This window comes from Aeromonas sp. QDB18, from assembly GCF_027705325.1.
GTDB classification, from domain to species: domain Bacteria; phylum Pseudomonadota; class Gammaproteobacteria; order Enterobacterales; family Aeromonadaceae; genus Aeromonas; species Aeromonas caviae.
The window spans coordinates 1-643 of record NZ_JAPDBQ010000351.1 but is presented as its reverse complement, the minus strand read 5'-3'; the positions used below and the strand labels follow the sequence as shown (position 1 = coordinate 643).

1 protein-coding gene is annotated in these 643 nt (G+C 41.7%); it reads left to right on the top strand.

Features of this window, described 5'->3' with window-relative positions:
* Positions 1-65: 65 nt before the first annotated feature.
* On the top strand, positions 66-643 hold a 578-nt coding region (locus OKC30_RS21305), incomplete at its 3' end, for an AAA family ATPase (RefSeq protein WP_270809845.1).

Below are 643 nucleotides of genomic sequence, written 5' to 3'. Positions count from 1 at the left end.
GTCATGACGGGCCAGCCTTATCCTGACGTATTCAACCTGACCTCGGCTTAGTCAAGCCGGGGCCGGTGAACGGTTACATTACTAAAGGTATTACTCAGTATTTGGAAAAAATAGGTCGTCAGTTTACCATTATGGCACCGACCGGTAAGGCTGCTAAGGTTGTCTCAGATAAAACCATGCAATCTGCCTGTACAATACATCGTGCCATCTATAATTACGATAACGTTAAAGAATACAAAATTGATGGCGTTGATGGCTCTGAAACGTACCGCTGCTATGCGGATTTAAAAGCGAACATAGATACAGCAGAAGCGGTTTACATCATTGATGAAGCCTCCATGCTATCTGATAGATATTCAGATGGTGAGTTTTTCCGTTTTGGTTCCGGATTCTTATTAAAGGATTTACTCAAGTTTATCAATATCGATCATAACGATCACAATAAAAAGATTATTTTTATAGGTGATAATGCGCAGCTACCACCTGTAGGTATGAATACCTCACCTGCGCTTGATCCCTCATATCTGAATGAAAACTACCAGTTAGAGGTCAGGTCGGGTTATTTAACCCAGGGCGGGAGCATACTTTGTTGGTTATTTAACCAAAGAATAGTTGTGCCCGATAATTGTCATCCCAGCTTGCT